Source organism: Pseudochelatococcus lubricantis (genome assembly GCF_042432495.1).
Classification (GTDB): domain Bacteria; phylum Pseudomonadota; class Alphaproteobacteria; order Rhizobiales; family Beijerinckiaceae; genus Pseudochelatococcus; species Pseudochelatococcus lubricantis.
Window position 1 is genome coordinate 331,677 of record NZ_JBHLXC010000002.1, and the last position, 23,609, is coordinate 355,285.

At 68.4% G+C, this 23,609-nt stretch carries 22 protein-coding genes; 8 read left to right on the forward strand and 14 right to left on the reverse strand.

Annotated features, from left to right (window positions below):
* Positions 1-113 precede the first annotated feature (113 nt).
* From ACFFJ7_RS04445 to ACFFJ7_RS04465, 5 genes are all read right to left on the reverse strand, one after another.
* Entirely contained in the window at positions 114-458 is a 345-nt protein-coding gene (locus ACFFJ7_RS04445; protein ID WP_208394015.1) for an HPr family phosphocarrier protein, read from the reverse strand.
* Positions 459-632: 174 nt separating this feature from the next.
* On the reverse strand, positions 633-1,034 hold the full coding sequence (locus ACFFJ7_RS04450) for a PTS sugar transporter subunit IIA (RefSeq protein WP_166947575.1): 402 nt from the start codon (positions 1,032-1,034) through the stop codon (positions 633-635).
* A 41-nt stretch (positions 1,035-1,075) separates the two neighbouring features.
* Positions 1,076-1,609, reverse strand: coding sequence for an HPr kinase/phosphorylase (locus tag ACFFJ7_RS04455; protein WP_377590879.1), 534 nt, complete (start codon positions 1,607-1,609; stop codon positions 1,076-1,078).
* Between the two features lie 7 nt (positions 1,610-1,616).
* The gene (locus ACFFJ7_RS04460; protein ID WP_377590880.1) at positions 1,617-3,419 is read right to left on the reverse strand and encodes a sensor histidine kinase; all 1,803 of its coding nucleotides are present in this window, start codon (positions 3,417-3,419) and stop codon (positions 1,617-1,619) included.
* A gap of 53 nt (positions 3,420-3,472) precedes the next feature.
* Positions 3,473-4,177 (reverse strand): response regulator, encoded by a 705-nt coding sequence (locus tag ACFFJ7_RS04465; protein WP_377590881.1) that lies wholly within the window; start codon positions 4,175-4,177, stop codon positions 3,473-3,475.
* A gap of 392 nt (positions 4,178-4,569) precedes the next feature.
* Here ACFFJ7_RS04465 and ACFFJ7_RS04470 point away from each other — a divergent pair, with 392 nt between their 5' ends.
* Positions 4,570-6,153 carry a phosphoenolpyruvate carboxykinase gene (locus ACFFJ7_RS04470; protein ID WP_377592074.1) on the forward strand — a complete coding sequence of 528 codons (1,584 nt, stop codon included), beginning with the start codon at positions 4,570-4,572 and terminating at the stop codon, positions 6,151-6,153.
* A gap of 12 nt (positions 6,154-6,165) precedes the next feature.
* Here ACFFJ7_RS04470 and ACFFJ7_RS04475 read toward each other — a convergent pair whose 3' ends face one another.
* A complete protein-coding gene (locus ACFFJ7_RS04475) occupies positions 6,166-7,416 on the reverse strand; it encodes an FAD-dependent monooxygenase (protein ID WP_377590882.1) in 1,251 nt (416 codons plus the stop codon).
* A 239-nt stretch (positions 7,417-7,655) separates the two neighbouring features.
* On the opposite strand from ACFFJ7_RS04475, the gene tesB reads away from it, so the two are divergent.
* From tesB to ACFFJ7_RS04490, 3 genes are all read left to right on the forward strand, one after another.
* Positions 7,656-8,528 (forward strand): acyl-CoA thioesterase II, encoded by an 873-nt coding sequence (gene tesB / locus ACFFJ7_RS04480; protein WP_166947585.1) that lies wholly within the window; start codon positions 7,656-7,658, stop codon positions 8,526-8,528.
* Positions 8,529-8,769: 241 nt separating this feature from the next.
* On the forward strand, positions 8,770-9,108 hold the full coding sequence (locus tag ACFFJ7_RS04485; RefSeq protein WP_166947587.1) for a P-II family nitrogen regulator: 339 nt from the start codon (positions 8,770-8,772) through the stop codon (positions 9,106-9,108).
* Positions 9,109-9,125: 17 nt separating this feature from the next.
* Positions 9,126-10,640: an ammonium transporter gene (locus tag ACFFJ7_RS04490; protein ID WP_166947589.1), complete on the forward strand. Its 1,515-nt coding sequence runs from the start codon at positions 9,126-9,128 to the stop codon at positions 10,638-10,640.
* Positions 10,641-10,689: 49 nt separating this feature from the next.
* Here the strand turns inward: ACFFJ7_RS04490 and ACFFJ7_RS04495 are convergent, their stop codons facing one another.
* Both ACFFJ7_RS04495 and ACFFJ7_RS04500 read right to left on the reverse strand, forming a co-directional pair.
* Positions 10,690-11,184, reverse strand: coding sequence for a cyclic nucleotide-binding domain-containing protein (locus ACFFJ7_RS04495; protein WP_377590883.1), 495 nt, complete (start codon positions 11,182-11,184; stop codon positions 10,690-10,692).
* A gap of 45 nt (positions 11,185-11,229) precedes the next feature.
* Positions 11,230-11,916, reverse strand: a complete 687-nt coding sequence (locus ACFFJ7_RS04500; protein WP_166947593.1) for a response regulator transcription factor — start codon at positions 11,914-11,916, stop codon at positions 11,230-11,232.
* Between the two features lie 128 nt (positions 11,917-12,044).
* Here ACFFJ7_RS04500 and ACFFJ7_RS04505 point away from each other — a divergent pair, with 128 nt between their 5' ends.
* Positions 12,045-12,623 (forward strand): L,D-transpeptidase family protein, encoded by a 579-nt coding sequence (locus ACFFJ7_RS04505; RefSeq protein WP_377590884.1) that lies wholly within the window; start codon positions 12,045-12,047, stop codon positions 12,621-12,623.
* Here the strand turns inward: ACFFJ7_RS04505 and ACFFJ7_RS04510 are convergent.
* From ACFFJ7_RS04510 to ACFFJ7_RS04525, 4 genes are read right to left on the reverse strand one after another with little or no spacing between them, the layout of a single operon-like run.
* Complete coding sequence (locus tag ACFFJ7_RS04510; RefSeq protein WP_377590885.1) at positions 12,592-14,199, reverse strand: dipeptide ABC transporter ATP-binding protein; 1,608 nt, start codon at positions 14,197-14,199, stop codon at positions 12,592-12,594. The two genes, ACFFJ7_RS04505 and ACFFJ7_RS04510, sit on opposite strands and share 32 nt — an antisense overlap.
* Complete coding sequence (locus tag ACFFJ7_RS04515; RefSeq protein ID WP_377590886.1) at positions 14,196-15,005, reverse strand: ABC transporter permease; 810 nt, start codon at positions 15,003-15,005, stop codon at positions 14,196-14,198. The genes ACFFJ7_RS04510 and ACFFJ7_RS04515 overlap by 4 nt, the downstream gene beginning before the upstream one ends.
* Positions 15,002-15,949, reverse strand: coding sequence for an ABC transporter permease (locus ACFFJ7_RS04520; RefSeq protein ID WP_377590887.1), 948 nt, complete (start codon positions 15,947-15,949; stop codon positions 15,002-15,004). Before ACFFJ7_RS04520 ends, ACFFJ7_RS04515 begins: the two co-directional genes overlap by 4 nt.
* 34 nt (positions 15,950-15,983) lie before the next feature.
* Entirely contained in the window at positions 15,984-17,498 is a 1,515-nt protein-coding gene (locus ACFFJ7_RS04525) for an ABC transporter substrate-binding protein (RefSeq protein ID WP_377590888.1), read from the reverse strand.
* A gap of 188 nt (positions 17,499-17,686) precedes the next feature.
* Between ACFFJ7_RS04525 and ACFFJ7_RS04530 the strand changes: the two genes are divergently transcribed.
* Complete coding sequence (locus ACFFJ7_RS04530; RefSeq protein ID WP_377590889.1) at positions 17,687-19,153, forward strand: mannose-1-phosphate guanylyltransferase/mannose-6-phosphate isomerase; 1,467 nt, start codon at positions 17,687-17,689, stop codon at positions 19,151-19,153.
* Between the two features lie 27 nt (positions 19,154-19,180).
* Here ACFFJ7_RS04530 and ACFFJ7_RS04535 read toward each other — a convergent pair whose 3' ends face one another.
* On the reverse strand, positions 19,181-19,957 hold the full coding sequence (locus ACFFJ7_RS04535; protein ID WP_246224951.1) for an ABC transporter ATP-binding protein: 777 nt from the start codon (positions 19,955-19,957) through the stop codon (positions 19,181-19,183).
* Between the two features lie 6 nt (positions 19,958-19,963).
* Positions 19,964-20,773 (reverse strand): ABC transporter permease, encoded by an 810-nt coding sequence (locus ACFFJ7_RS04540; RefSeq protein WP_166947606.1) that lies wholly within the window; start codon positions 20,771-20,773, stop codon positions 19,964-19,966.
* 312 nt (positions 20,774-21,085) lie between these two features.
* Here ACFFJ7_RS04540 and ACFFJ7_RS04545 point away from each other — a divergent pair, with 312 nt between their 5' ends.
* Positions 21,086-22,003: a glycosyltransferase family protein gene (locus ACFFJ7_RS04545; protein ID WP_377590890.1), complete on the forward strand. Its 918-nt coding sequence runs from the start codon at positions 21,086-21,088 to the stop codon at positions 22,001-22,003.
* A 150-nt stretch (positions 22,004-22,153) separates the two neighbouring features.
* A complete protein-coding gene (locus ACFFJ7_RS04550; RefSeq protein WP_166947610.1) occupies positions 22,154-23,587 on the forward strand; it encodes an NAD-dependent succinate-semialdehyde dehydrogenase in 1,434 nt (477 codons plus the stop codon).
* Positions 23,588-23,609 lie beyond the last annotated feature (22 nt).

Here is a 23,609-nt window from a genome sequence, read left to right on the forward strand (position 1 = left end):
GAAGTGCGGTTCCGGCGTGCGGGCACACGCCGTTCTGGTCCGCTCTATAGCAGCGTCAGGAAAGAACGGCAATAAGCATATAAAGAAGTCTTTATATAGAAAACGCGCCGGGCCTACTCGTCCTCTCCGAAACGGTCGGCGAGCAGCGCCTCGATGGCGTCGAGCGCCTCGACGGCTTGCGGGCCGGAGGCGGCCACGACGATGGTGGTTCCCTTGGCGGCGGCGAGCGTCAGCAGGCCCATGATCGAGCGGCCGCCGACTGTTTCCCCGCAGCGGGTGACAGTGACCTCCGCATCGAAGCGGTCAACCGTCTGGACGAACTTGGCGGAGGCGCGCGCGTGCAGTCCCTTGCGGTTGATGATCGGCAGCTCGCGCGGCGGCACGGCCGCGCCGTCTCCGGCATCCGGGGATGCGTTGTCGGTATGTCGGGGGGCGGCGCTGTCAACGGAGTCGGTCAAGGTCGGGCACTCTTCGCACGGCGCCTTACCCGGCGCAAAACAGTTCAGGCGCAACAGTCACAGGCGTGGTCGCGGCCACACCGGCAGCATCCGCGCCGCGCACCTTTCAGGTAACCGCTTCAGCCGGCCTGTTCAACACACAAACGTGCGCTCCTTCGGCGGAGCGCCGCGACGTCACCGCCCCGTCAGGACGTGGCTGGCGACGTTGATGTACTTGCGGCCCGCCTCCTGGGCCTCGATCACCGCCTCGTCGAGCGGATGATCTTCCCTTACCGAGGCAAGCTTGATGAGCAGGGGCAGGTTGATCCCGGCGATCACCTCCACCTTGCTGCCGTTCATGCATGAAATGGCGAGGTTAGACGGCGTGCCGCCGAACATGTCGGTCAGCACGACCACGCCGTCCCCGGCATCTGCTCTGCATACGGCCGACAGGATATCCTGTCGACAGCCGTCCATATCGTCTTCCGGACCGATAGCGACGGTCTCCAGCTGTTTTTGCGGACCGACGACATGCTCCAGCGCGGCGCGAAATTCCGTCGCCAGAGAACCGTGAGTCACCAATACGAGACCGATCATTCAGAACCCTGTATCACCGTCACGATCCATGACAGGAGCAATCATTTTGTGCATTGCACGGAAAAGTGCAAGGGTTCTAAGTTCATTTTGTCATCGTTCAGCCATAAACCGCGCCTGCCGCCGCTTTCTCGTTGCGCAACAAGGCAGTCGACCACGTCGGCTGCGTCGATGAGGCCGCCGATGGCGAGACGTGGGAGAACTATTTCCAACACTGTGGTCATTTTGTCGCACGACTCAGGCAACCGTGGAGGTGTCACGTCGACGTCGACGACCATCCCGATCACGGCGGCGGGCTCGTGGGGAACCCTCACGATTCCCACGCCGCGCACCTCCAGCAGGCCCGCGATGGGCGCCACGGTTTCCGCCAACAGCCTGCCGTGAATGGCCGTCAGCCGCACGCGGTCGTCGCTGACGAGGCGGGCGAAGCGCCCGCCGCGTGCCGCGCGGTCGATCAGCCGGCGGGCGAACGTCGACTTGCCCGTTCCCGAACGGCCGCGGATCAGCACCCCCGTTTCGCCGATGACGACCGCCGTGGCGTGCTGCGTTTGCGAGCGCGGCCGGGTGTCCTGCGCCATCTCGCCCTCAGTCCTCCTCCTGCACGAGGGCGGGCAGGCGCACAACGAAACGGGCGCCGGCGCGCCCTTCCGGCGCACCCGGCTGCGGCGTGCAGTTGCCGGCCTCGATCCGCCCCCGGTGCGCCTCGACGATCTGGCGCGAGATCGACAGGCCGAGACCGGAGTTCTGGCCGAACTTCTGTTCCGGGCGATCCGTGTAGAAACGCTCGAACACGCGCTCCAGCGCATGCTCGGGAATGCCGGGCCCGTCATCCTCCACGGCCACGACCACGTCGCCGCCCTCCCGCGCGAGGGAGACGCGGATTTCGCCGTCCGGCGGCGAGAACGACAGTGCGTTGTCGACGAGGTTGTTCAGCACCTGTCCCAGCCGGCCGTCCTGGCCGAGCACGAGGAAATCCCGGCCCGGATCGTCAACGGCCGCGACCGTCACGGTGATGGGATGGTCATGGACGCCCCGCGCCACGGCCGCGACGGCCTCCACGAGCTGCAGCACATCTACGGGCTCCGCCTCGATGCGCGCCAGCTCGGCGTCGAGGCGCGAGGCGTCGGAAATGTCGCTGATCAGCCGGTCGAGCCGTTTCACGTCCTGCTGGATCACCGCCATCAGCCGCGCGCGCGCTTCGTCGTTGCGCGCCAGCGGCAGGGTCTCGACGGCGCTGCGCAGGGAGGTCAGCGGATTCTTCAGCTCGTGCGCCACATCGGCGGCAAAGCTCTCGATGGCGTCGATCCGGCGGTAGAGTGCCTGCGTCATGTCGCGCAGCGCCCCCGACAGGTGGCCGATCTCGTCCGACCGGTCGGTAAAGTCGGGAATCTCCTGCCGGGACTTGATGCCCCGACGCACGCGCTCCGCCGCCTCGGCCAGCCGCCGCACCGGGCCGGCGATGGTGCCCGCGAGCAGCACGGACAGCACCGTCATCACCGCGGCGGCGACGGCGAACACCCGCAGCAGTGCCCAGCGCTCGCCGGCGATGATGGCGTCGATGTCGCCGCCCTGCGTGGAAAGCAGCAGCGCGCCGCGCACCGTGCGCAGCCGCTGGATCGGCACCGACACATAGACGATTGTCTGGCCCTGCCCATTGACGCGGACAGTGCTGGCGGCCGTGCCGGACAGGGCCTGCTTCACCTCGGCGAGATTGCGGCCGTTGGCCGTGCTTATCTCCTCCGAGAAGCCGGAACTGCCGCCGCCGAAAAGCCGGGTGAGCGGCGCGGTCCAGTCGCGCACCCGCTCCAGCGGGCCCGGCTGCTGGTCGATGGGCGGCAGGTCGTAGCGCAGGATGTCGCCGCGCGAATAGAAGTGTCGGGAGTCGAGCAGCAGCATCCCTTCCCTGTCGTAGATGCGGGCGCGGGTGCGCGTCGGCGTAACGAGGCGGCGCAGCACCGGCGCCACCTGCTCCGGATTGATGGAGAAATCGAGCGGGGACAGGTCGTCGCCGAGCCCGAGGCTCTCGCCGGCCTGAAGCTGCAGCAGCCGGTCGGGATCGATGGTGATGGTGTCCGTCTCGACCGTGGCGGAGGCGGCGATGGCGCCGGCGATGATCTCGCCCTGGATGAGCAGGCTCTGCGTGCGCGCCTCGATGAGGCCGGCACGGAACTGGTTGAGGTAGAGAAAGCCGAGCAGCAGCGCGACGAGGCCGGCGAGATTGAGCAGCACGATGCGCCGCGTCAGGCTGGAAAGGCCTCGCCGCAGCACGCCGCGCAGCATGCGCCGTCCCGCGCGCCGCCACCAGCGCCGCGCGCCGGCGCGGGGCGGGGTGGCGGGCGCCTCGGCGGAAGCCCGGGCAACGCCTGTGTCAGGATACTCGATCGTCATCGCCCATCAGCGTGTCATCGTCATCAGCCGGCCGGGCCGCCGCGCGGGTTCGGTCATGCTTCCTTGAAGCGATAGCCGACGCCGTATAGCGTCTCGATCATGTCGAACTCGTCGTCCACGGCCTTGAACTTCTTCCTCAGCCGCTTGATATGGCTATCGATCGTGCGGTCGTCGACATAGACCTGGTCGTCATAGGCGGCGTCCATCAGCGCGTTACGGCTTTTCACCACGCCAGGCCGCTGGGCAAGCGCCTGCAGGATCAGGAACTCGGTCACGGTCAGCGTCACCGGCTGGTTGCGCCAGGTGCTCGTGTGGCGTTCCGGGTCCATCTTGAGGTGCCCGCGCTCCAGCACCCGCGCGGCGACGTCGGCCTCGCGCGGGGCGGACTGGTCGCGCGGCGCGGCGCGGCGCAGCACGGCCCGCACACGCTCCACCAGCAGGCGCTGCGAGAACGGTTTGCGGATGAAATCGTCCGCGCCCATCTTCAGGCCGAACAGTTCGTCGATCTCGTCGTCCTTGGAGGTGAGGAAGATCACCGGCAGATCGGACTTCTGCCGCAGGCGGCGCAGCAGCTCCATGCCGTCCATCCGCGGCATCTTGATGTCGAAGATGGCCATGTCGGGCGGATCGCTGGCCAGGCCGTCGAGCGCGGTGGCGCCGTCGGTGTAGGTCTGGATGCGGTAGCCCTCGGCCTCAAGCGCGATGGATACCGACGTCAGGATGTTGCGATCGTCATCTACAAGGGCGATGGTTGGCATACGATGTCGCTCTCCTCGGCACTGGCTCCCCCGGAACCTGCCCCCCTTTTGCACGGGCGAGCGGGGCCGAATTATGGCGCTTCCCTGTCCGAAGCCGCTGCGGCAACCGGTTTTCGCTCCGGCGGGCCAGCCACAATTCGGCAAACTACACTTTCCCCGCCCCCGATACAATCGGAGAACGCCCGCGTGCGGCGGCGCGGGCGCCGCCGGCGACGCCCGAATCGCCGAAAGATGTGTAATCCCGGATTGCATTGTTTCGTCACATTGGCATCTACTGTAACGAACCGGAACCGGATCGTGGACGGACATCGGAAGCGGTCAGCCGAAACAATCAGGGAGAGCGTACCGTGGAGAACATCGGGGTATTCAACAACGCGGCAGATGCCGGAACGATCGGCGCCACGGGCGCCCCCGGCCTGCGCGACGCGGCGCGCATCTACTGGAATCTCGACGCACCCTTCCTCAGCGAAGAGGCCATCCGGCGTGGCGAGGCGACCTTCGCGGCGGGCGGCGCGCTCGTCGCCGACACCGGCGTTCACACCGGCCGCAGCCCCAAGGACAAGTTCATCGTCCGCGACGCCCTGACCGAAAAGGCCGTGTGGTGGGACAACAACGGTGCGCTCGCACCCGAATCGTTCGACGTCCTGCTGGCGGACTTCCTCGCCCACGCGGCCGGGAAGGAGCTTTTCGCGCAGGATCTCCATGCCGGCGCCGACCCCGCCTACCGCGTGAAGGCGCGGGTGTTCACCGAATATGCGTGGCATTCCCAGTTCATCCGCAACCTGCTGATCCGGCCCGACAAAAGCGACCTTGCGGACTTCGTCCCCGACCTGACGATCATCGACCTTCCCTCCTTCCGCGCCGATCCCGCGCGCCACGGCGTGCGCTCCTCCACGGTGATCGCCTGCGACTTCTCGCGGCGGATCGTGCTCATCGGCGGCACGTCCTACGCGGGCGAGATCAAGAAATCCGTGTTCACCTATCTCAACTTCGTGCTGCCGGAGCGGGGCGTCATGCCGATGCACTGCTCGGCCAACACCGGCGACGACGACGATTCGGCTGTGTTCTTCGGCCTGTCCGGCACCGGCAAGACGACGCTTTCCGCCGATGCCTCCCGCACGCTGATCGGCGACGACGAGCACGGCTGGTCGGCGAACGGCATCTTCAACTTCGAGGGCGGCTGCTACGCCAAGACGGTGCGCCTCTCCGCCGAGGCGGAGCCCGAGATCTTCGCCACCACCTCGCGCTTCGGCACGGTGCTGGAAAACGTCGTGCTCGACCCGCTGACGCGCGTGCCGGACTTCGACGACATCTCGAAGACCGAGAATACGCGCTGCGCCTATCCGCTCGACTTCATTCCCAACGCCAGCGCCACCGGCAGGGCCGGCATTCCCAAGAACATCGTCATGCTGACCTGCGACGCCTTCGGCGTGCTGCCGCCCATCGCGAAGCTGACGCCGGCGCAGGCCATGTATCACTTCCTCTCGGGCTACACGGCCAAGGTCGCCGGCACGGAAAAGGGCGTCACGGAGCCGGAGGCCACGTTCTCCACCTGCTTCGGTGCGCCGTTCATGCCGCGCCATCCGTCCGTCTACGGCAATCTGCTGCGCGATCTCATTGCCCGCCACGGCGTGGACTGCTGGCTGGTGAACACGGGCTGGACGGGCGGCAAGTACGGCGTGGGGCGGCGCATGCCGATCCGCGTGACGCGGCGGCTGCTGTCGGCGGCGCTCGACGGCTCGCTGAACCGGGCAGACTTCCGTACCGATCCCTACTTCGGCTTCACGGTGCCCACTTCCGTGCCGGGCGTCGAGCCGCACATTCTCTATCCGGTCAAGACATGGGCGAACAAGGCGGAGTTCGCCGAGACGGCGGCGCGCCTCGTCGGCATGTTCCGCGAGAACTTCGCGTCCTTCGCGCCGCATGTCGACGCGGACGTGCACGCCGCCGCGCCGCACGCCTCCATCGCGGCCTGACGGCGCGACCCCTTACGGCGCCTCGCCCCGCAACAGCCGGGGCGGGCGGCCAGTGAGGCCGCCGGCCTCGCGCGCCAGAAGCCGCTTGAGGCCGGGCCACCTGTCAACGACGCCGAGCCCCAGGTCGCGCGCGAGCCGCAGGGGCAGGATATCGTTGGAGAACAGCCGATTCATGCCGTCCATGGCAAGGCCGGTGCTCACCACGTCGAAGCGGCGCGCGCGCTCGTAGGCTTCCAGCGCGTCGGGATGCGCCGGATCGAGCCCCAGCCGGACCGCGTCGGCGACCGCCTCGGCGAGCGCCGCCACGTCGCGCAGGCCGACGTTGAGCCCGAGCCCCGCCAGCGGATGCACGACATGCGCCGCATCGCCCACCAGCGTCAGCCGCTCACCGGTGAAGCGGCGGGCGATACCCACCGCGAGCGGGAAGGCGCGCGGCTTGTCCAGCAGTTCGAGGCGGCCGAGCGAGGCGCCGAATCGGCGCTCGACCTCGCGGACGACGTCCTCCGCGTCGAGGGCGGCGAACAGGCGCGCCTCCTCCTCCTGCTCCACCCACACGATGGACGAGCGGTTGCCGGTGAGCGGCAGCATGGCAAAAGTGCCCGCCGGCAGGAAGTGCTGCACGGCCACGCCCTCGTGCGGACGCTCGTGGCCGATGGTGGCGACGATGCCCGCCTGCCCGTAGGGCCGGCCGATCCATGAAATGCCGGCAGCGCGGCGCAGGGGCGAGTTCTTGCCGTCCGCCGCCACGACAAGCGCCGCCTCGCGGTCGCCCCCATCCGCCAGCTTCACGCGGACACGATGGGCGAGGTCCTGGCGGGAGGCGGTGTCGAACGCCTTCACCGCCACCGGCTCCAGCGCGATACCCGCCTCGCGGCTCGCCTGCCGCAGCGCCTCGACCAGCACGTCGCCCTCGACGATCCAGGCGAGCGGCCCCTCCGCCTCCCCCGCCTCACCAAAGGTCAGCAGCGGCTGGCGCACGGCGTCGCCCGCCCGGCTGTCCGTGATGCGCATGCGGGCGACCGGCTGGGCGGAATCCGCGATCCTGTCCCAGACGCCGAGCACCGCCAGCATCCGCTGCGAACCGCCCGCGAGCGCGTAGGCGCGGCCGGCTTCGTGGGCGGGATCGCGCGCCAGCGCCGGATCGAGCACCGCGACCGGATGGCGCCCGCCGACCGCCCGGCCGAGCGCCAGCGCCGCCGCGAGGCCGGCAGCCCCGCCACCGGCCACCACGATGGCCCGCCCGTGAAACGCCGTTTCCGCCATTGCCGCACCTCCGCCTCGATCGGCGCGCACGTCGCGCCTGTCATCAACTCCATCTGAAAACATTCTATATACACTTGACGCGCCGCAATGGAACATGCCCCATGGAGGCAGGCCGACCGGAAGGTGGTGCAGCCCGATCTGCGCCGAAGCGGCAAAACAAGTGTTTGTTCAATCGGGAGGGCCGTGGGCCCGCCGGCATCCGTCTAGAGACACCTGCCCAGCGATAGGGGATTGCGTTCATGAGTGCAGCCGTTGCCGCCCTGGTTTCCATCCTCGACCTCGAAGTGCTGGAGGACAACCTGTTTCGCGGCCGCAGCCCGCAGGTGGGCTGGCAGCGTGTCTTCGGCGGGCAGGTCATCGGGCAGGCGCTGGTGGCGGCCTCGCACACCGTGCCGCCCGAGCGCGGCGCCCATTCGCTGCATTGCTACTTCATCCATCCCGGCGATCCGGCCGCGCCGATCATTTATGTCGTGAAGCACATCCGCGACGGCCGCAGCTTCACCACGCGCTATGTCGAGGCCGTCCAGCACGGTCATGCGATCTTCACGCTGACGGCCTCCTTCCACAGGGAGGAGCCGGGCCTGCGCCACCAGCCGCCGATGCCGGTCGTGCCGCCGCCGGAGGAAACGGGCGCGGAAGAGCTGCGGGAGGCGTTCCTGCACCGCATGCCGCCCCACATCCGCGCCTATTTCGAAGCCGAGCGGCCCATAGAGCTGCGGCCCGTGGACTACAACCGCTTCATCCCGGGCGTCGAGGGCGCGCGCAAGCCGACGTTCGACATCTGGATCCGCGCCACCGGCCCCCTCCCCGACGACCCGGCGATCCACCGCTGCGCGCTGGCCTATGCGTCGGACATGACGCTGCTCGACACGAGTCTCGCCGTTCACGGCCGCTCCGTCTTCGACGGCGATATCCAGGGCGCGAGCCTCGACCACGCGATGTGGTTCCATCAGCCGTTCAGGGCCGACGAATGGCTGCTCTACTCGCAGGAAAGCCCGTTCTCCGGCGGTGCGCGCGGCCTGTCGCGGGGGCTCGTCTTCACGCGGGACGGCCGGCACATCGCCACCGTCGCGCAGGAGGGCCTCATCCGCCCGCTGCGGAATCTCGCCTGATTGTTGCACGAATTTTAATCACAGCCTGTTTTTTAGGCGGCACCTCCTGCCGTCGAATGCATGCCGTTGCGAGCAATCGCAGCGTTTGATGCCGTTTGCGGCGTTTTTCGCCGTGCGCCCGCGTTTCCCCGCCTGCCGAAGGCGATTTTCGGGCGTTCCCTCCCCATCTGGCACGAAGCTTGATTGATCTCCCGCGTCGGCCGCAATGGTGCGCGCCGAATCCGCAGCGGGAGACAACACCATGAAACTCGTCGTGGCCGTTATCAAGCCCTTCAAGCTCGAAGAAGTTCGCGATGCTCTGACTGCGCTCGGCATTCACGGGCTGACAGTGAGCGAAGTGAAGGGCTACGGCCGTCAGAAGGGGCATACGGAAATCTATCGCGGCGCCGAATACGCCGTCAGCTTCCTGCCCAAGCTCAAGATCGAGGTCGCCGTCGAGGCCTCGCAAGTGGACGCCGTGATCACGGCGATCAAGACCGCCGCCCGCACCGGCCAGATCGGTGACGGCAAGATTTTCGTTCTACCCATAGAGCAGACGATCCGTATCCGCACTGGCGAGACCGGTCGGGACGCGCTGTGACGGGAGGAATTCAATCGATGAAGTTCTTTAATTCCAGGCTCCGGGGTTCCGCCTCGCCTTCCCTGTCGTCGGGCGCCCTTGTGCGCTCCGCGCTTCCGCTCGCGCTCGCCGCGGCCTGCCTCGCGACGCCGGCGATGGCGCAGGACGCGCCGGTCCCCGAGAAGGGCGACACCGCCTTCGTGCTCATCAGCGCGGCGCTCGTGCTGTTCATGTCCCTGCCGGGCCTCGCGCTGTTCTACGGCGGGCTCGTCCGCTCCAAGAACATGCTTTCCGTCCTCTCGCAGGTGCTGGCCGTCGTCTGCCTCGCCGCGATCATCTGGGTCACCTACGGCTATTCGCTGGCCTTCACCAGCGGCGGCAGCCTCAACAGCTTCGTCGGCGGCTTCGACAAGCTCTTCCTCGCCGGCGTCGATGCCTCGTCGACGGCCGCGACCTTCTCCAATGGCGTGGTCATTCCCGAATACGCCTATATTGCTTTCCAGGCAGCGTTCGCCTGCATCACACCGGCGCTGATCGTGGGTGCGTTCGCCGAGCGTACGCGCTTTTCCGCCGTGCTGCTGTTCACGGCGCTGTGGCTGACCTTCGTCTACTTCCCCATCGCGCACATGGTCTGGTACTGGGCCGGCCCCGATGCGCTGGCGGATGCGGCGCGTGCCGTTGCCGCCGCCACGGATGACGCCGCGCGCGCGGCTGCCGTCGCCAACCTCGAAGCCGTACAGGCCGACGCCGGGCTCATCTACAAGTGGGGGGCGCTCGATTTCGCCGGCGGCACCGTGATCCACATCAACGCCGGCGTCGCGGGCCTCGTGGGCGCGATCATCATCGGCAAGCGTATCGGCTACGGCAAGGAGGCGCTGCCGCCCCACTCGCTGACCATGACGATGATCGGCGCCTCGATCCTGTGGATCGGCTGGTTCGGCTTCAACGCGGGCTCCAATCTCGAAGCCACCGGCGGCGCGGCGCTCGCCTTCGTCAACACCCTGTTCGCGACCGCGGGCGGCGTGCTCGGCTGGCTGTTCGTGGAGTGGGGCGCGAAGGGCAAGCCCTCCCTGCTCGGCATGGTATCGGGCGCGATCGCGGGCCTCGTCGCCGTCACGCCCGCCGCCGGCTTCGCCGGGCCGGTTGGCGCGGCCTTCCTCGGCATCGTCGCGGCCGTGATCTGCTTCTACTTCTGCTCCGCCGTCAAGAACGCGCTCGGCTACGATGATTCGCTCGACGTCTTCGGCATCCACGGCGTGGGCGGCATCGTGGGCGCCATCGGCACGGGCATCCTCGTGGCGCCCTCGCTGGGCGGCGCCGGGTTGGTCGACTACGTGGCGAGCCCCGGTGAGGCAGTGGGCGCGGCCGTGTCGATCGGCTCGCAGGTCATCGCCCAGCTCAAGGGCGTGCTGCTGACCGTTGTCTGGACGGGCGTCGGGTCCGCCATCCTGTACAAGGTCGTCGACGTGCTCGTCGGGCTGCGCGTCAGCCCGGAAGTGGAGCGCGAGGGCCTCGACCTCGCCGAGCACGGCGAGCGGGCCTACAACCTCTGATTTCAACCGGCAAGATTACATAAGGGGAACGGTTGAAGCGGGGGCGGCCTTACGGGGCCGCCCCCATCGTTTCATCGCCGCCCGGTGCCGCCCCGTCGAGCGCGAGCAGGGACTGGCGCACGCGCTCCAGCTCGCCCGACAGCGCCGACACGCGGCCCGCGATCTCCGCCTGAAACGCGGCTGCGGAAGCAGGAAACTCGCCCAGGATACGCCGCATGAGCGCACGCGACACGCGCATCACCGAGGCCGAGCGGCGTGCCGTCGCGGTTTCCCGCCATTCGATCTCGATCAGCAGCGCCAGTTCGCCCAGCATGTCGCCCGGCCGGGCCAGCGCGACGGTGTTGCCCGCCGCATCGACGAGCGCGATCTCGCCCGACATCACCACATAAGCGCCCTCCGCCGCCTCGCCGCGACGGTAGAGCGTGTCCCCCGCGCGCAGGATGCGCGTCTGCACCGACAGGGCGATGCGCCGCAGGGCGCCCTGCTCGAAACCCCGCAATGCCGGCAGGGATGACAACACCGTGATTTCGTCATTCAACGCCATGATCGGCACTCCGCTCCGGCGAGGGGTGGAAGGCTCCGGAAAACCTCACGGCACGAGCTTGTAGCCGCCCGGCTCCGTCACGAGAATGCGGGCGTTGGACGGATCTTCCTCGATCTTCTGCCGCAAGCGATAGATGTGCGTCTCCAGCGTGTGCGTGGTGACGTTGGCGTTATAGCCCCACACTTCCGCGAGCAGCGTCTCGCGCGTGACGACCTGATCCTCCGCACGGTAGAGAAAGCGCAGGATCGCCGTTTCCTTCTCGGTCAGCTTGAGCCGCGATCCCTTGACGTCGACGAGCAGCTTCGCGCCGGGGCGGAACGTGTATTGCCCCACGGTCAGCACCGCATCCTCGCTTGCCTCATGCTGGCGAAGCTGCGCGCGGATGCGCGCCAGCAGCACCGCGAAGCGGAAGGGCTTGACGACATAGTCGTTGGCGCCGGCCTCAAGCCCGTGGATGGTATCGGCGTCCTCGGCGTGGCCGGTGAGCATCAGGATGGGGGCGCGAAAACCGTTGCGGCGCATCTCCTTCACCGCCTCGCGGCCATCGATGTCCGGCAGGCCGATATCCATGATGACGATATCGAAACGGTCGTTGCGCACGGCCTCGATGGCGCCCGCGGCCGTATCGGCCGTCGAAACCTTGAAGTCCCCGGTCAGCTCAAGCTGCTCGGACAGAGTGTCGCGCAACTCCGCCTCATCGTCGACGATCAGCAGTTGGTAGGCGCTTGGCATCCGTAGGTGTTCTCCGGAACGTGTAAGGCGGAACGGTGTCGAACCGTTAAGGCTGATTCAACCATCATTGACTATCCTCCATAAACTGTCCCCAAATCTTGGGCAACGTCGGCGCTTTCGGACAGACGATGAAGAAGTCCACCACCTTTTCACGGATTCGTGTGTTCGCCGGCGTCGGCGATCGCAGGCGCGGCCGCATCGCCGCGGGTCAGATGACGATCGCTTGCGCGCTCGGCAAAGGCGGCATCGCAGCTGTCAAACGCGAGGGCGACGGCGTCACGCCCGCCGGCGTCCACCATGCCGTGCGCGGCTGGTATCGCGCCGACAGGCTGCACAGGCCGGCGACCACCGTGCCGCTCGCGCCCCTGCGCGCCGACGACGGCTGGTGCGACGAGCCGGGCCACCGCCTCTACAACCGCCCGGTCCGCCTGCCGTTTCCGGCCCGGCACGAGCGCATGTGGCGCGACGACCGCCTCTACGACATCGTGCTCGACCTCGGCTGGAACGCCCGGCCGCGCGTCCAGGGGCGCGGCAGCGCCATCTTCCTGCACCTCGCGCGCGAGAACTTCGGCCCCACGGAAGGCTGTGTCGCCGTGCCGCGCGCCCGGGCGGCGCGGCTGCTCGCCGTGCTGGGGCCGCGCACGACAATCGTCGTCGGCCACAATGCCCGGCCGGTCAGGCGTTCCCGGCCGAAAGCAGCGCGCTGAGATCGGGCGCGGAGGCGAGCAGCGCGCGCGTATAGGGATGCCGCGGCGCGCGCAGCACATCGGCGGAAGCCCCCTCCTCCACGACGCGCCCGTCGTGCATCACGAGCACCCGCGTGGAGACGGCCTCCGCGACGCGCAGGTCGTGGGTGATGAACAGGTAGGCGAGCCCGTGCCGCGCGCGCAGATCGGCGAGCAGGGCGAGAATTTGCGCGCGGATCGACATGTCGAGCGACGACACCGCCTCATCCAGCACGATGAGACGCGGACGGGTGATCAGCGCCCGCGCGAGCGCGATCCGCTGCCGCTGACCGCCGGAAAACGCATGCGGATATCTGTCGGCGTCGTCCGCTGACAGGCCCACCTCCTCAAGCGCCGCGGCGACGCGGGCGCGCACGTCCTCCCCCGCGTCCTGCGGACCGTGCAGAGGCTCGGCCACGATCCAGCCCGCGCGCCGGCGCGGATCGAGCGAGCCGAACGGGTCCTGAAACACCGCCTGCACGTCCCGGCGCATGGCGCGCAGCGCCGTGGCGTCCGCGCGGGCGATGTCCCCGCCGCGATAGGTGACGGTGCCCGCGTCCGGCCTGTCGAGGCCGAGCAGCAGCCGCGCCAGCGTCGACTTGCCCGAGCCCGATTCGCCGATCAGCGCCACGCTTTCGCCAGCGTGAATGGCGAGACTGACATTGTCGAGCGCCAGCCGGAAGGGGCGGCGCGCGAAGGGGTGCGGGCGGGCGAGCGGATAGCGCCGCGTCAGCCCCTCCGCCGCCAGCAACGGCGGGCCTTCGGGCACCGGACCGGCGGGCGGCGCCTTCGGCATGGCTGCGGCCGCCGCGCACAAGGCCCTGGCGCGCGGATGCACGGCGCGCAGGAAGAAGCCCGGCGCACGCCCCGTCTCCACGATCTCGCCCCGGTGCAGCACGGCGATGCGGTCCGCCATCGCGCCGATCACGGCGAGATCGTGCGAGATCAGCAGCAGGCCGGGCCCATCCTCGCGCACGATCTCCTTCAGCAGCGCAAGAATCTGCGCCTGCACGGTGACGTCGAGCGCGGTCGTGGGCTCGTCGGCAATGAGAAGGTCCGGACGCATGGCGATCGCCATGGCGATCACCACCCGCTGGCGCTGACCGCCCGACAGCTCGTGCGGAAAACGGTCCGGCGCGATCTGCGCGGGATCGAGGCCGACGCGCGCCAGCACCGCTGCTGCCCGCTCCCGCGCCGCGCGCCGGCCGAGGGGCAGGTGCGCGCGCAGGCCTTCCGCCACCTGATCGCCAATGCTCATCAGCGGGTCGAGCGCCGACATCGGCTCCTGAAACACCATGCCGATCCGCCCGCCGCGCACGGCGCACATCGCGGTCTCGTCCAGCGCGAGCAGGTCCTTCCCCGCCAGCCGCACATGCCCGCGCACCGTGGCCTTATCGGGCAGCAGGCGCATCAGGGCCAGCGCCGTCATTGACTTGCCCGAGCCCGATTCGCCGACGAGGCCGAGCGTCTCCCCCCGCGCGACGGAAAAGTCTATCCCGCGCAGGATGTCGCGCCCGCCGACGCCGACGTGCAGGTTCTCCACCGACAGCAGCGTCATCGGCGCTCCTCCCGGCGCGGATCGAGCGCGCGGCGCAACCCCTCGCCCGTGAGGCTCAGGCCAAGCACCGCGACGGCGATGGCGAGGCCCGGCACGACGGCGAGCCTCGGCGCGATGGCCATGAAGGTCTGCGCCTCGAACAGCATGCGCCCCCAGCTCGGCTGCGGCGGCTGCACGCCGAGCCCGACATAGGACAGCGATGCCTCCGCCAGCACGCCGAGCGAGAGCTGGATAGTGGCCTGCACGATGAGCGTGCTGGCGATGTTCGGCAGCACATGGGCGCAGCCGATCCATAGCCCCCGCCGGCCAGCGACGCGCGCCGCCATCACGTAGCCGCTGCCCCACACGGGCAGCGCCGCGCCATAGGCCACGCGCGCGAACACCGGCACGTTGAAGAGGCCGATGGCGACGGCGGCGTTCGTCACGCCGGGGCCGAAGGTCTCGCGCAGCAGGATGGCGATGATGATAGCCGGAAAGGCGAACAGGAAATCGCTGATCCGCATGACAACGTCGCCCGTCACGCCCCGCCGGCCCGCAGCCAGCACGCCGAGCGGCACGCCGGCCGCGACACCGAGCGTGACCGCGACGAACGAGACGGCGACGGAGGCGAGCGCGCCGCGCATGATGAGCGAAAGAAGGTCGCGCCCGAGCTGATCCGTCCCTAGCCAGTGGGCGGCATCCGGCGGCGCCAGCTTGTTGGCGATGTCCAGTGCCAGCGGGTCATGCGGCGTCCACACGAGCGACAGCAGCGCGCAGAACCCGACGAACGACACGATGGCGAGGCCGCAAGCGAGGCGCCCGTTCACGCGCGCCCCCTGAGTCGCGGATCGACGATGGCATAGGCGAGGTTGACGAGAAAGTTGACGATGACCACGCTCGCCACCAACAGCATGACGACGCTCTGCACCACCGCGAGATCGCGCTGGTTGACGGCCTGGAAGACGAGACGCCCGAGGCCCGGCAGGAAGAACACGTTCTCGATGATGATCGTGCCGGCGAGCAGGAAGGAGAATTGCAGGCCGACGACGGTCAGCACCGGGATAAGCGCGTTGCGCAGCGCATGCCGCCGCAGCGCCTCGCCCCGCGTCAGCCCCTTGGCGCGGGCGGTGCGGATGAAGTCCTGATCGAGGGTATCGATCAGCGCGGAGCGCATCACCTGCGCGAGGATTGCGCCCTGTGGCAGCGCCAGCGCGACCGCCGGCAGCAGCAGCGCCGCCAACGCCGGCAGCACGCCGGCCTCCCAGCCCGGGAAGCCCCCCGGCGGCAGCCATCGCCAGGTGATGGCGAACAGCAGCACCAGCAGCATGGCGAACCAGAAATTGGGCACGGCGATGCCAAGCTGCGTGACGAGCAGCACGCCGCGATCCGCGAGCCGGCCGCGCCGCGCCGCCGCGAGCATGCCGAGCGGCAAGGCTATGGCGACGGTGAGCGCCAGCGCCAGCAGCGCCAGCGGCAGGCTGACGGACAGCCGCTCCCTCACCAGTTCCATCACCGGCACGGCATACGTGTTGCTCGTGCCGAGGTCGCCGGAGAAGAAGCCCGCCGCCCAGGCGGCGTAGCGCACGGGCAGGGGCTGGTCCAGTCCCAGTTGCGCTCGCAGCGCCGCCAGCGTATCGGGACGCGCGTTCACGCCCAGCATCACCTCCGCCGGGTCGCCGGGCAGCACCTGCATGGCAGCGAACACCAGCACAGACGCACACGCGAGCGTCAGCAGCAGCGACAGCACCGCCCGCAGGAGCACGCGGATCATGGCGAGGGGCCGGCAGGCGCGGGACGGGAAAGGGCTAGTCCTGCCACGAAACGCCGGTCAGATCGTTGGCGGGAATCGGCGCGTTCTCCCACAGGCCCTTCAGCTTGGCGTCCCAGATGCCGATCTTGGGCAGCAGGAAGAGGAAGCCGTTGACGGAATCGTCCGCAAGCTTCTCCTGAATCCGCTTCAGGATGTCGAGCCGCTTCGCATCGTCCGTCTCGGCCACGAGCGCGGCATAGAGTTCCTTGTATTCCGGGCTGTGGTAGTCGAAGTAATAGTCGTCGCGCGCGTAGATATCGAGGTCGTTCGGCTCGACGTGGGCGACGATGCTGAGATCGTAGCGCCTGTCGCGGAACACGTCGGAGAGCCACTGCGCCCATTCCACCGGCACGATTTCCGTCTCGATGCCCACGGCCCGCAGCTGCGCCGCGATGATCTCGCCGCCGCGGCGCGCGTAGGACGGCGGCGGCAGCACGAGTCGCAGGCGCAGCTCCGGCACGCCCGCTTCCTTCAGCAGCTCGCGCGCCTTGTCGGGATCGTAAGGATAGCGGCCCGTAAGGTCGACATACCCCTTGTTCTGGGGCGCGTAGTGGGAGCCGATGGGCTGGGCGAGCCCGTCCATCGCGCCATCGATCAGCGCCTTGCGGTCGATGGCGTGCGCGATGGCGCGGCGCACGCGGATGTCGTCGAGCGGTTTCCGGCCGTTGTTGATGGCGAGCACCGTCTTGCCCTCGGTGTTGCCGACGACGACGGTGAAGCGCGGGTCGGCCCGGAACTGGGGCACGTTCTCCGGCGCGGGAAAATTCGGGAAGGCGTCGATATCGCCCGCGAGCAGCGCGGCATAGGCGGCGGAGGGATCGCCGATGATGCGGAACGTGGCCCGCGCCAGTGCGGGCTTCGCGCCCCAGTAGCGCTCGTTGCGCTCCAGATCGATCCGGTCGCCCTTCACCCAGCGCGAAACGCGGAAGGGGCCGGTGCCGTTGGGGTTGGTGCGGTTCGTATCGGCAGTTTCCTTCGCCACGATGACGGCGGCGGGCAGGCCGAGCGTGAACGGGAACTGCGCGGTGGGCCGCCTGAGGACGATACGCACGGTGCGCGGATCGACGACCTCCACGCTTTCGATCGGCTCCAGCAGCGACTTCTGCGGGTTGACGCTGTCTGCCGCGACCGCGCGGTCGAGCGTGAACTTCACATCGGCGGCGTCGAAGGAGCTGCCGTCGTGGAACTGCACGCCCTCGCGCAGGCGGAAGGTGTAGGTGCGCCCGTCGTCGGCGATGTCCCAGCTTTCGGCGAGCCCCGGCAGAACCTCACCCTTGCCGTCGATTCGGGTCAGCCCCTCGAAGACGTTGGCATAGGTCACCTCGCCGATGGCCGCCGCCGCGCCGGCAGTGGGGTCTAGGTGCGGCGGCTCCAGCCGTACGCCGACCACGATCTGGCTGCGCGCGGCCATCGCGGACTGCACGCCGGACAGCAGGAACGCGCAGAGCGCCGCCATCGCGAGATAACCGATCAGCCGCCGGAATCCGCCCCGGGCTACAGGCGAAGTCATATGCAAAGCCACCATCCCGCATCTCCTGAGCGCGCCGCGGAACCCGCGGTTCGGTTTCGCAGGTCAGGTTATCCGGGGAAAGACAGCCTGACGCAAGCAACTTTATGGAGGAAGCAGGATTGCCCAATCACGACGAAGCTGTGCTAAACAACCCGGCACGAGTGGCAATATAATAACGTGAGCGAGACATGAGCGAGACAGACAGGCAAGCCCCTTCCGGACGCATCACTCCCGTCATTCTTTCCGGCGGCACCGGCACGCGGCTGTGGCCGCTCTCGCGCGAGACCTTCCCCAAGCAGTTGCTGCCGCTTGCCGGCGAGCGCTCCATGCTGCAGGAAACGGTGCTGCGCGTCGCCGACCGCAAGCGCTTCAACGCCCCCATCGTGATCGCCAACGTCGAGCATCGATTCGTCATTGCCGAGCAGTTGCGCGCTCTCGGCATCGACGACGCCACCATCGTGCTGGAGCCCGTCGGGCGCAATACCACGGCCGCGGCCGCCATCGCGGCGCTGGTCGAGAGCCGGCGCGATCCGCAGGGGCTCATTCTGTTGCTCGCCGCCGACCATGTCGTCCAGGACACACCGGCCCTGCTCGACGCCGTCTTCAACAGCCTGCCGGCGGCGGTGGCCGGCCGCTTCGTCCTGTTCGGCGTGCAGCCGACCGCGCCCGCCACCGGTTACGGCTATATCCAGCGGGGCGCCGAGGAAACCGACGTGCCGGGCGTCTATCCGGTGCAGCGCTTTGTGGAGAAGCCCGACGCCGCGACCGCCCAGACCTATCTCGATTCGGGCGACTATCTGTGGAACAGCGCCATCTTCCTGCTTCCGGCGGCGGTGTTCCTGCAGGAGCTGGAACGGCTTGCGCCCGAGGTGCTGGCCGCGAGCCGCACGGCGCTCGACGCCGCGCGCGCCGATCTCGACTTCGTCCGCCTCGACGAGGCCGCGTTCGCCGAAAGCCCCTCCATCGCCGTTGACTACGCGGTGATGGAGAAGACTGCGCTTGCCGTCGTCACGCCCACCGATTGCGGCTGGACGGATGTCGGAAGCTGGTCGGCGCTATGGGCGATCGGCAGCCGTGACGGCAGCGGCAACGTGCTCATCGGCGATGTGGTGGCGGAGGACGTGCGCGGCAGCTACCTGCGCGGCGAGGGCCAGCTTGTCGCGGCGCTCGGCATCGACGACCTCGTGGTGGTCGCCACGCCCGACGTCGTGCTGGTGACGCGCAAGGACCGGGACCAGGACGTGAAGAAACTGGTCGAGCGCCTGCGCCGGAACGGCCACGCCGCCGCCACGCAGACCGTGCAGGTGCATCGCCCGTGGGGCTACTACCAGTCCATCCACACCGGCGAGCGGTTTCAGGTGAAGCGGATCACCGTCAATCCCGGGGCGAAGCTGTCGCTGCAGAAGCACTTCCACCGCGCCGAGCACTGGGTGGTCGTCAACGGCACGGCGCTCGTCACCCGCGACTCCGAACAGATTCTGCTGCGCGAGAACGAGTCCATCTTCCTGCCGCTCGGTTGCGTCCACCGGCTGGAAAATCCGGGCAAGCTGCCGCTCAACCTGATCGAGGTGCAGTCCGGACCCTATCTCGGCGAGGACGACATCGTGCGCATCGAGGACATTTACGCCCGCACGGACGACACGCCCGCCAAGTGACGGGCGCGGCGACCGGCGCCGGCGTTGCTACAGCACGCCGTCGCCGTCGTCGCCGATGCCGTAAGCTTCCAGCACCTCCTCTACGGTGCCATCCGCCACGATGCGCCCCTCGGAGAGCATGACGGCGCGGCTGCAGTACTTGCGCAGCGTCTTGGCGTCATGGGAGGCGAGCACCAGGATGCTGGCGCGGTCCATCATGCGCTCGATGCGGTCGCGCGCCTTGTGGGCGAAGGAGCTGTCGCCGACGCTGATCAGCTCGTCCAGCAGCAGGATATCCGGCGTGCTGGCCGTCGAGATGGCGAAGGCGAGCCGCAGCGTCATGCCGCTGGAATAGGTACGCATCGGCAGGTTGACGTAGTCCCCGAGTTCCGAGAACGCCGCCACCTCCGGAATGAAGCCGCGCGCCTCATCGATGGTCATGCCGGTGAAGACGCCGCGCAGGATGATGTTCTCCGCGCCGGTCAGCTCGGGGTCCATGCCCATGGTGATGTCAAGGAGCGAGGCGACCTTGCCGACGATCTCGGCAGCGCCGCTCGACGGCTCGTATGCGCCGGAGAACACCCGCAGCAGGGTGGACTTGCCGGCGCCGTTGTGGCCGACGATCGCGAGCCTGTCGCCGTTGCGCAGCGACAGGGTGATGTCGCGCAGGGCCGTCACCGTCACCCCGTCGGCCTCGGTGCTCACCGCGCCCCCCACCCGCTGCAGCAGGGTGGAGCGGATCGAGCGGCCGCGCGCGTTGTAGATCGGAAACTCGACGCTCGCGTTGACGAGTTCAATGGACGGCAAAACGTTACTCTTCGCCATGATTCCTCACAGCCAGTAGACGATGCGGGCGCGGAAGCGGGCAAACAGCGGCCACGTGACCGCCGTGAGCACGGCGATGACCGTCAGCGCCGCGCCGTAGTCGTACAATTCCGGCACCTTGCCGTGAATCGGATCGGTGACGATGCGCAGGAACACCGCGAACGGGTTGAGGTGCGTCACATACCATCCCCGCCCGTCGAGCTGGCTCACGCGCCACATGATCGGGGTGATGAAGAAGGCGAGCTGCAGCAGGTTGGCGATGATCTGGGGCAGGTCGCGGAAGCGCGTGCACAGGATGCCGCACAGGAGCGTGACGAGAAACGACGCCACCAGCAGCAGCGCGAAGCCCGGGAGCATCAGGAAGATGCCCCAGTCCGGCACCACGCCGAACAGCAGGAACACCGGCGGCACGATCACGATGTTGTGCGCCAGCGCGATGAGATTGCGCACGATGACGCGCATCACGAAAATCGTCTTTGGCAGGTTCTCCTGCCGCAGGAAGACCGTGCCCTGCACGAAGGCCGTGGTGCTGTCCGACACCACGCCGGACATGAAGGTCCAGATGATGTAGTTGACGGCCAGATACGGCACATACTCGGCGACCGACTGCTTGAACAGCAGCGAGAACACGACCCCGATGCCGGCGACGAACACGGCCATCGACAGCGTGATCCAGAACTGGCCGAAGCGCGATCGCTTGTAACGCTGCCTGATGTCGCTGACGCCCATCAGGGTCCAGATTTGCCAGGACTTCATGCCGCGCAGAAAATCGTCGGCGGCAAGCCGCCAGTCTCTGGAAGTGGGATGAAGGGACATGCAGATGTTCACTCGACAACTGGTTGCAGCAACAGGTTGACCGCACGCGGACCCGAGGAATCAGGCCCGCGATGAGGCATCGAAGGGCGCCGCCTGCTCCCGGTCCCCTCGCAAGCATCCGCTCGGGAGCCGGCCGGGCAGCAACCGCATCACCCTTCGTAACCTGTCGCACAACTGGAGCAGGCTTGACCGCGCGTCCTGTCATTATCGGAGACGCCCCCCCGGGTCAACGTCCGTGCCGGGCAAACGGCACGATCCTCGTGGACCTTGCCGGATATCGCTGTTAAACGGTCACGGGCGCAGGCGGCGGGAATGTCCGGCGCGGGCAGGGGCAACATGGAACGGATCGTCGCCGGCATCGTCACCTTCAATCCCGATTTCGCCGTGCTCGCGGATCTCGTCGCCACGGTCGCGCCCGAGACGGCGGAGGTCGTCGTGGTCACCAACTCCCCCATGCCGGCGGAGGAGCGCGCGCGCCTGCTGGATATCGCCGGGGACACGCCCATCCACATCGACGATCCGGGCGGCAATGTCGGGCTGGGCGAGGCCTACGCCCGCATCATGGCCAGGGCCGAATCAGCCGTGGCCGGCCGCGTGATCCTGTTCGACCAGGATTCGAGCCCCCCGCCGGGCATGGTGACGGCACTTTCCCGCCGGCTGTCGGCACTCCTGGCGGCGGGCGAGCGCGCGGCGCTGACCGGGCCCCTGCCCGTCTCCGCCTCGCCCGACCACAAGCCGCCGACCGTGCATCCCCATCCCGACGGGCGCGTCGTGGCAAAGGCGCGGGCCGTGTGGTTCGCGATTTCGTCGGGCAGCCTCATCGATATCGCGGCGTTTCGTGAAATCGGCCCGTTCCGCGGCGACTTCTTCATTGACGCCATCGACGTGGAATGGTGCTTCCGCGCCTGGTCGAAGGGGTTTTCCTGCTGGCTGGCGGATGACATCCCGATGCCGCACCGCCTCGGCGGCGGGCAGCTTCGGGTGCCCGTCATCGGCTGGGAACTGCCGGTGCAGTCGCCCCTGCGGCTGGGCACCTACGCGCGCAACCAGGCGGCGCTGCTGGGCATGGATCACGTTCCCCTGCGCTGGAAGACGCGCATCTGTCTCTACATCGCCGCGCAGACGCTGGCCTACTGGCTGGCCGACCGCGGCAGGACGGCGCGGCCGCGCGCGCTGGTAAAGGGATTCGCGGCCGGCCTCGCCGGGCGCCTCGGGCCGCCGCGCGCCTGAAGCGAACCGCCTGCATCGCCATGCAGGGAGGGCGCGTTTGACGCGCGCCCGGTGCCCTTTCCTTTTGCGGCAAAGGCAGCATAATCCGCCCGGGCCGCCAGCGCAGCGCGGCGAACGCACCAATGACTTCACCTGAGGGAACGACTTCACATGTATGCCAATGTCCAGCTCTTCATAAACGGCTCCTGGCGCGACAGCCTGTCGGGCAAAACCATCCCGGTCGTCAATCCCGCGACGGAGGAAGTCATCGGCACGGTTGCGCATGCCGAGATTCCCGATCTCGACCTCGCGCTCGCGGCGGCGGCGAGCGGCTTCGAGACCTGGCGCAGGACGTCTGCGTTCGCGCGCTCCAAGCTCATGCGCAAGGCGGCGGACCTGCTGCGCGAACGGGCAGAGCAGATCGCGCTGAAGATGACGCTCGAACAGGGCAAGCCGCTGGCCGAGGCCCGCATGGAAACGCTGGCCGCCGCCGATACCATCGACTGGTTCGCGGAAGAGGCGCGCCGCGCCTACGGGCGCGTGGTTCCCGCCCGCGCCGAGGGCGTCTACCAGCTCGTGATCAAGGAGCCCGTCGGCCCGGCCGCCGCCTTCACGCCGTGGAATTTCCCCATCAACCAGGTGGTGCGCAAACTCTCGGCCGCGCTCGCCGCCGGCTGCTCCATCATCGTCAAGGCACCCGAGGAAACGCCGGCCTCGCCCGCCGAACTCATCCGCGCGTTCATCGACGCCGGCGTGCCGGGTGACGTCATCAGCCTCGTCTACGGCGTGCCGGCGCAGATTTCGGAATACCTCATCCCGCATCCGGTCATCCGCAAGATTTCCTTCACCGGCTCCACGCCCGTGGGCAAGCAGCTCGCGGCGCTTGCCGGCCTGCACATGAAGCGCGTCACGATGGAACTCGGCGGCCATGCGCCCGCCATCGTCTTCGACGATGCGGACCTCGACGTCGCGGCGAAGATGCTTGCCGGCGCGAAGTTCCGCAACGCCGGGCAGGTCTGCGTTTCGCCGACGCGCTTCCTGGTGCAGGAAGGCGTTTACGACGACTTCGTCAACAAGTTCACGACGTTCGCGAAGGCCATCAAGGTCGGCGACGGCACGGCGGAGGGCACCACCATGGGGCCGCTCGCGAACGAACGGCGCATCCCCGCCCTCGAAGGCCTCATCCAGGACGCCGTCCAGCACGGCGCGGAACTCGTCACAGGCGGCAACCGCATCGGCAACAAGGGCTACTTCTTCGAGCCGACGGTGCTCGCCAACGTGCCCACCACCGCGCGGGCGATGAACGAGGAACCCTTCGGCCCGCTGGCGCTCATCGTGCCGTTCCGCGATTTCGACGACGCCGTGGCCGAAGCCAACCGCCTGCCCTTCGGCCTCGCCTCCTACGCCGTGACCCGCTCCGCGAAGACCGCCACCGCGCTGGCGCAGTCCATCGAAAGCGGCATGCTGACCATCAACCACCTCGGCCTCGCGCTCCCCGAAGTGCCCTTCGGCGGCATCAAGGATTCGGGCTACGGCTCCGAGGGCGGCCTTGAGGCGATCGAGGCTTATCTCAACACGAAATTCGTCTCGCAGGGCAGCCTGTAACCGCGGCTGAAGCAGCCGCAAC

Coding starts and splice junctions, on each gene's coding strand:
- ACFFJ7_RS04450 (WP_166947575.1), bottom strand. CDS start 1,034: ATGATCGGTCTCGTATTGGTGACTCACGGTTCTCTGGCGACGGAATTT.
- ACFFJ7_RS04455 (WP_377590879.1), bottom strand. CDS start 1,609: ATGGCGCAGGACACCCGGCCGCGCTCGCAAACGCAGCACGCCACGGCG.
- ACFFJ7_RS04460 (WP_377590880.1), bottom strand. CDS start 3,419: ATGACGATCGAGTATCCTGACACAGGCGTTGCCCGGGCTTCCGCCGAG.
- ACFFJ7_RS04465 (WP_377590881.1), bottom strand. CDS start 4,177: ATGCCAACCATCGCCCTTGTAGATGACGATCGCAACATCCTGACGTCG.
- ACFFJ7_RS04475 (WP_377590882.1), bottom strand. CDS start 7,416: ATGGCGGAAACGGCGTTTCACGGGCGGGCCATCGTGGTGGCCGGTGGC.
- tesB (WP_166947585.1), top strand. CDS start 7,656: ATGAGTGCAGCCGTTGCCGCCCTGGTTTCCATCCTCGACCTCGAAGTG.
- ACFFJ7_RS04485 (WP_166947587.1), top strand. CDS start 8,770: ATGAAACTCGTCGTGGCCGTTATCAAGCCCTTCAAGCTCGAAGAAGTT.
- ACFFJ7_RS04490 (WP_166947589.1), top strand. CDS start 9,126: ATGAAGTTCTTTAATTCCAGGCTCCGGGGTTCCGCCTCGCCTTCCCTG.
- ACFFJ7_RS04495 (WP_377590883.1), bottom strand. CDS start 11,184: ATGGCGTTGAATGACGAAATCACGGTGTTGTCATCCCTGCCGGCATTG.
- ACFFJ7_RS04500 (WP_166947593.1), bottom strand. CDS start 11,916: ATGCCAAGCGCCTACCAACTGCTGATCGTCGACGATGAGGCGGAGTTG.
- ACFFJ7_RS04505 (WP_377590884.1), top strand. CDS start 12,045: ATGAAGAAGTCCACCACCTTTTCACGGATTCGTGTGTTCGCCGGCGTC.
- ACFFJ7_RS04510 (WP_377590885.1), bottom strand. CDS start 14,199: ATGACGCTGCTGTCGGTGGAGAACCTGCACGTCGGCGTCGGCGGGCGC.
- ACFFJ7_RS04520 (WP_377590887.1), bottom strand. CDS start 15,949: ATGATCCGCGTGCTCCTGCGGGCGGTGCTGTCGCTGCTGCTGACGCTC.
- ACFFJ7_RS04525 (WP_377590888.1), bottom strand. CDS start 17,498: ATGACTTCGCCTGTAGCCCGGGGCGGATTCCGGCGGCTGATCGGTTAT.
- ACFFJ7_RS04530 (WP_377590889.1), top strand. CDS start 17,687: ATGAGCGAGACAGACAGGCAAGCCCCTTCCGGACGCATCACTCCCGTC.
- ACFFJ7_RS04535 (WP_246224951.1), bottom strand. CDS start 19,957: ATGGCGAAGAGTAACGTTTTGCCGTCCATTGAACTCGTCAACGCGAGC.
- ACFFJ7_RS04540 (WP_166947606.1), bottom strand. CDS start 20,773: ATGTCCCTTCATCCCACTTCCAGAGACTGGCGGCTTGCCGCCGACGAT.
- ACFFJ7_RS04545 (WP_377590890.1), top strand. CDS start 21,086: ATGTCCGGCGCGGGCAGGGGCAACATGGAACGGATCGTCGCCGGCATC.
- ACFFJ7_RS04550 (WP_166947610.1), top strand. CDS start 22,154: ATGTATGCCAATGTCCAGCTCTTCATAAACGGCTCCTGGCGCGACAGC.